This window comes from Xanthomonas axonopodis (assembly GCF_001304695.1).
GTDB classification, from domain to species: Bacteria; Pseudomonadota; Gammaproteobacteria; order Xanthomonadales; family Xanthomonadaceae; genus Xanthomonas; species Xanthomonas axonopodis.
Genome location: NZ_JFAQ01000157.1, coordinates 1 through 5,305 on the forward strand (window position 1 = coordinate 1; position 5,305 = coordinate 5,305).

Below are 5,305 nucleotides of genomic sequence, written 5' to 3' on the forward strand. Positions count from 1 at the left end.
AAGATCCGCTGCACCGTGTTCTTGTTCATGCGAGGCAGCGCAGCGACAGTGCGATAGCCGAAACTCGGCTCCGCGTCGATCATCTTCTTGATCGGTTCGGCCAGCTCCGGCGTCACTTTGGCTGGCGATCTGGTCGGCTTGTAGTACGTCGTGCGAGGTGCCACGCCGAACCATTGGCACAACTTGGTCATCGGAACCGAAACACCTTCGTCCTTCAGGCCCTGCTGGACCGAGAGCATCAGCTCTCGTCCTTTCCCAGCAGGCAGGCCAGCTTTTTTCGGGCGCCGATCTCCAACATCGCCTCGCCGTAGGCCTGCTCTGCAAGTCCTTCAACTGCCGCTCGTACTGCGCGCGCACGTCCTCCGGCTTCGCCCGCAGGGCGTTCTCCATGCCTCGCTTGCCCTCCTCAACCCAGTTCTCGATCTCGGCAGGGGGCAGGTCGAACTGCCGGCTGGCCGCTGCTACCGTCGTCTTGCCCTGGATGATCTAAAGTACCAGCGCCGACTTGCGCCGGGCGGTCCAGCGCTTGATCTCTTCTTCCATCACTTCGCTCATCGGTGTCTCCTTCGGGGAAAGTAACACCTGAGCAGGAAATCAGTGGGTCATTACAGGCACGCCGCCACTGCCTGACTTGATGGCGGGCCGGCAAGGCAGCAGGTCGGAGGACAGAGGCCATTCGGCGGATCAAGCCGCGAGATTCCAGAGCTGACTATCAGGGCTTGCCACTTCGGCACGCCGACAGTTCGGCTCAGCCGCAACGTGGGTGGCAATGGGTGTTTACGGCAGCCAAAGAATTCGGCGTGTTGCGCATCCATGGCCTTACTCTGGCGCGCCCGGCAGGCATGCCTTCAACGCGCGTTGGAGACACAGAAACAACAAAGGCGGCCGAAGCCGCCGTTGCCTACGTCCGACACGAGGTCAGTGCACTACATCCACTCAGCGCGGCGACGCCACCGACTTGCCGGAAGACGCGCCCTTGCCTGCCGGGTCGGGTTTCTCTGCCAGCATGTTCTCGCTGCCGAAGTCGCCGTCCACGTCGATGTCCAGCCAGCGCTTGGCCGGCAGGCCGAGCGCGCGGTCCAGGATGGTCGGCAGCATGCCCGAGGGCAGGCCGCTTTCGCCGTTCCACAGGATCGCAACGCCCAGGTCGCGCTCGGGCAGCAGTGCGACCAAGCCGCGATAACCCTGCACCGCGCCGGCATGGAACACCACTTGATGGCCGGCGTAATCGAACACGCGCCAGCCCAGCGCATAGCTGGCTGCATCCACACGCTCATGGCGCCAGCCCGAACGCATTTCGCCCGGCGTGGAGATCAGCGGCGCGTGCAGCGTCGCCAGCAGCGGTGCAGGCAGCACGTCGGTGCGATGACCGGTGTGCGCGAGCAGCCACTGCGCCATATCGCTGGCGCTGGCGTTGACGCCCGCAGCGGGCGCCAGGCGGTAGTAGGTGGGCTTGGGCGTCAGCGACACCCAGCCATTGCGGCTGCGCACATGCGGGCGCGCCCAGTGCGGGCTGGCCTGGATACCGGCCAGACCCATGCTGGCGTCGTTCATGCCCAGCGGCTTGAAGATGCGGCGCTCTACCGATTGCTCGTAGAAGCTGCCCGATGCGGCGAACACCACATCGCCAACCAGGCTGAAGGCGACGTTTTGATACGCGTAGCAATCGCCCGGCGCGCAACGCAGCGGCGCAGCCGCCAGCTTATGGCTGAGCGAGTAGTAGTCGACGTTGGATTCGATATCCCGGTCGTAGGCGTTGCGGGTCAGACCGACGCGATGGCTGAGCACTTCGGCCACGGTGAGTTGACGGGTGGCCGCGTTGTCGCTGAGCTGGAAGTCCTGCACGTAGTCGACCACCTTGCTGTCCCAGCGCAGCACGCCATCGTTGACCAGCAGTCCCGCCATGGTGCCGGCGAAGGCTTTGGACAGCGAGGCCAGACGAAACACGGTGTGGCCATCGACCGGCTGCGGGTGATTGACATCGGTGACGCCATAGCCGCGCGCGCTGAGCACCTTGCCGCCCTGCACGATGGCCATCGCCATCCCAGGCACCCGGTTGCCGTAGGTCAACTGGTCCGCTATCGATTCAAATGCCGCCACATCGAAACCGGCAGCAGGTGCCAACACCTGGTTGGCCGGCAGCGAGGTGCGATAGGGCAGCGGTGCGGTGGGCGACTGCGCCACAGGGGCCGGCTGCAATGCAGCGGCGTGGCGCGCGGGTGTCTGCGCGGTGGAGGAGAGGGCCAGAGGCAATAACGCCCCGAACAGCCCGATAGCCAACGGTCGAAACCGTGGGCGCGTGCGCATTTCTGTCATGGTTGTCCCGCCTGTTCCGCTGCCTCCGGCGATTCTAGCGCCGCGCTTTGCAATAGCACAAACTGCCGGAAGATGAATGGGCATCGCATTGATCCTATTGATGATTTTGGATTCAGAAATCGAGTATTCCGGGGCCGCCGAGGCGTTGCTACGCGCTGGCGCAATACGAGCTGCAAGCAGCGTGCCGGCACGAAGGCAGCCCCGGCCGCAGTGTCCTGCGACTGGTCGCTGGTGGCGCTGCCTCGCATCGGCTAACTTGCGCGCTTCTTTCACTGGTGTTGCCGTCGCCATGTTTTTTCTGTCGGGCCCGCCTGTGCGCGCGGCCGTGACCCCATGACCAGCCCCTCTGCGCCGCGATCTGCGGCTGGCCGTTTGAGCGCGGCACTGCATAGCTCGCCACCACTGGCATGGTCGTTCCTTTACTTCTTTTGTCTGCTCAGCGGTTACTACGTGTTGCGTCCGGTGCGCGAGGCGATGGGCGCCTCGGCCGACGTAGAGGCACTCTTTCCCACCGGCATGATCGCGTTCTTCGCCGCGCACGGTGTGCCGCTGAAGGACTTCACGCTGCAGGTGCTGTTTACCTGCATCTTCCTGATCATGGTGCTGCTGCAACCGGTCTACGGCGCCCTGGTCAGCCGCTATCCGCGGCGGGTGTTCCTGCCGGGGGTGTATGGCTTCTTCATCGCGACCCTGCTGCTGTTCTACGTGCTGTTCGACAGCGGCGTGCCGGGTCGGGGCATGGCGTTCTTTTTGTGGGTGACCGTCTTCAACCTGTTTGCGGTGGCGGTGTTCTGGAGTTTCATGGCCGATGTCTTCAGCAATGCGCAAGCGCGCAGCTACTATGGCTATATCGGCGCGGCAGGGACGCTGGGCGCGTTTCTCGGCCCGGTCCTGACGCGCGTACTGGTCGAACGTATCGGCATCGCGCATCTGATGTTGGTGTCGGCCGGGTTCTTGGCAGTCTGCGTGGTCTGTGTGCTCCGCCTGCGGCTGTGGGCTGTTGCGCGCGAACAGGAGGGCCAGCTGAGCTCCGGCGAAGTGCCAATGGGCGGCGATGTGCTCGGCGGCCTCAAGCTGATCGTCCGCGAGCCGCTGTTGCGCTGGCTGGCCTTCATGGTGTTGTTCGGTGTGGGCGTGGGAACCTTGCTCTACAACGAGCAGGCGGCGCTGGTGCGGCGGCTTTACACAGATGCAGCGGCGGCCACCGCCTATTATTCCAGCATCGACCTGGCGATCAATGCGCTGGCGCTGGTGTTGCAACTGTTGGTGACGCGCGCCTTGCTGTCGCGCTTCGGCATCGCGTCGGCGTTGTTGATTCCGGGCGTGGCGATCATGCTGGGCTATGCGGCTTTGGCGGCGTCGCCGTTGCCGATGATGATTGCGATCGTGCAGGTGATTACCCGCTCCAGCGAATTCGCACTGGCCAAGCCTGCGCGCGAAACGCTGTACACGCGGGTAAATCGCGAGTGGCGCTACAAGGCCGGCGCTGCAATCGATACGGTGGTTTATCGCGGTGGTGATCTCACCTTCGTTTGGGTGCACAAGCTGGTCTCTGCGTTCGGCTCCAGCGCGGTGTTCGGTGTCGGCCTGCTCGTGGCGACCGGCATGACGGTTGGCGCGTTCGGCCTGTTGCGCCAGGCGCGCAAGCTACCCGCCGAGCGCGACGTGGAGACGGGCAAGTGCATTTCCGAGTAAACACCGCCATAGCACACGTCGCAGATGCAGCTTGGCGCCTTGGCATCGACCACGCAGGTAGTCTGCTTCTCGCACTGACAGCGCCAGAAGCGCACGCACCAGCTCGGTAGTGCAGGTGGGCCGAACAGAGCGACCGCAATCGCGGCTATGCTGGCGGCACCATTTGCCGAGGCGGTCTGCCATGTCCCTGTTCGCCATCATTGCCGGCCTGTGCATTGCACTGTTGCACGTCTACATCCTGGTATTGGAAATGGTGCTATGGACGCACCCGCTGGGCTTGAAGACCTTTCGCAATAGCCTCGAAAAGGCGCATGCCACCCGCGTGCTGGCGGCCAACCAGGGGCTTTACAACGGCTTCCTGGCCGCTGGCCTGTTCTGGGGCGCACTGGCCGCCCGTGCCGACGTGCTGAGCTTCTTCCTGGTCTGCGTGGTAGTGGCAGGTTGCTACGGCGCCTACAGCGTTAACCGCCGCATTTTTTTCGTGCAGGCGCTGCCGGCGTTGATCGCCTTTGCGCTGGTGTGGCTGCCGTTTTGATGCAGTTGTCGTAGCTGTTCGCTGTACGTAGGCGTGGGGCATCATGGCTGCGATGAGCTCTTGTTCGTAGCCTCAGCGCCTGCCTGCTTCCACGTACGCGACTCTCGGCACGCGTTCGGCCCCTGCAGGCGCGCATTCGATCGCTGGCCAAACGCATGGTGTCGCCGACGCATGCGTTGGCTGTAATGACCCCCTGATTTCCAGCTCAGGTGTTACTTTCCCCGAAGGAGACACCGATGAGCGAAGTGATGGAAGAAGAGATCAAGCGCTGGACCGCCCGGCGCAAGTCGGCGCTGGTACTTTAGATCATCCAGGGCAAGACGACGGTAGCAGCGGCCAGCCGGCAGTTCGACCTGCCCCCTGCCGAGATCGAGAACTGGGTTGAGCAGGGCAAGCGAGGCATGGAGAACGCCCTGCGGGCGAAGCCGGAGGACGTGCGCGCGCAGTACGAGCGGCAGTTGAAGGACTTGCAGCAGGCCTACGGCGAGGCGATGTTGGAGATTGGCGCCCGAAAAAAGCTGGCCTGCCTGCTGGGAAAGGACGAGAGCTGATGCTCTCGGTCCAGCAGGGCCTGAAGGACGAAGGTGTTTCGGTTCCGATGCCCAAGTTGTGCCAATGGTTCGGCGTGGCACCTCGCACGACGTACTACAAGCCGACCAGATCGCCAGCCAAAGTGACGCCGGAGCTGGCCGAACCGATCAAGAAGATGATCGAGGCGGAGCCGAGTTTCGACTATCGCACGGTCGCTGCGTTGCTTGG

The 5,305-nt window shown here is 63.7% G+C and carries 3 protein-coding genes and 4 pseudogenes; 4 read left to right on the forward strand and 3 right to left on the reverse strand.

All coding sequences use genetic code 11. The annotated features are described in order from the left end of the window. The 3 genes and pseudogenes from XAXN_RS22765 to XAXN_RS14670 form a co-directional block, all read right to left on the reverse strand. Positions 1–239: pseudogene (locus XAXN_RS22765) on the reverse strand (IS3 family transposase); the annotation flags it as partial. After that, positions 239–555: pseudogene (locus XAXN_RS23510) on the reverse strand (DUF1153 domain-containing protein). The pseudogenes XAXN_RS23510 and XAXN_RS22765, both read right to left, overlap by 1 nt. A 381-nt stretch (positions 556–936) precedes the next feature. After that, the gene (locus XAXN_RS14670; protein ID WP_054320094.1) at positions 937–2,316 is read right to left on the reverse strand and encodes a serine hydrolase domain-containing protein; all 1,380 of its coding nucleotides are present in this window, start codon (positions 2,314–2,316) and stop codon (positions 937–939) included. A 333-nt stretch (positions 2,317–2,649) separates the two neighbouring features. On the opposite strand from XAXN_RS14670, the gene XAXN_RS14675 reads away from it, so the two are divergent. The 4 genes and pseudogenes from XAXN_RS14675 to XAXN_RS14690 all read left to right on the forward strand — a co-directional run. After that, a complete protein-coding gene (locus XAXN_RS14675) occupies positions 2,650–4,011 on the forward strand; it encodes an NTP/NDP exchange transporter (protein ID WP_054320095.1) in 1,362 nt (453 codons plus the stop codon). A gap of 181 nt (positions 4,012–4,192) precedes the next feature. After that, on the forward strand, positions 4,193–4,546 hold the full coding sequence (locus tag XAXN_RS14680) for a DUF1304 domain-containing protein (RefSeq protein ID WP_054320096.1): 354 nt from the start codon (positions 4,193–4,195) through the stop codon (positions 4,544–4,546). A 236-nt stretch (positions 4,547–4,782) separates the two neighbouring features. Then, a pseudogene (locus tag XAXN_RS23515) lies at positions 4,783–5,097 on the forward strand (DUF1153 domain-containing protein). Continuing rightward, positions 5,097–5,305, forward strand: a pseudogene (locus tag XAXN_RS14690) (IS3 family transposase); the annotation flags it as partial. The pseudogenes XAXN_RS23515 and XAXN_RS14690, both read left to right, overlap by 1 nt.

Excerpts from the sequence above, each read along its gene's own strand:
- XAXN_RS14680 (WP_054320096.1), top strand. The coding sequence starts at position 4,193 with ATGTCCCTGTTCGCCATCATTGCCGGCCTGTGCATTGCACTGTTGCAC.
- XAXN_RS14670 (WP_054320094.1), bottom strand. The coding sequence starts at position 2,316 with ATGACAGAAATGCGCACGCGCCCACGGTTTCGACCGTTGGCTATCGGG.
- XAXN_RS14675 (WP_054320095.1), top strand. The coding sequence starts at position 2,650 with ATGACCAGCCCCTCTGCGCCGCGATCTGCGGCTGGCCGTTTGAGCGCG.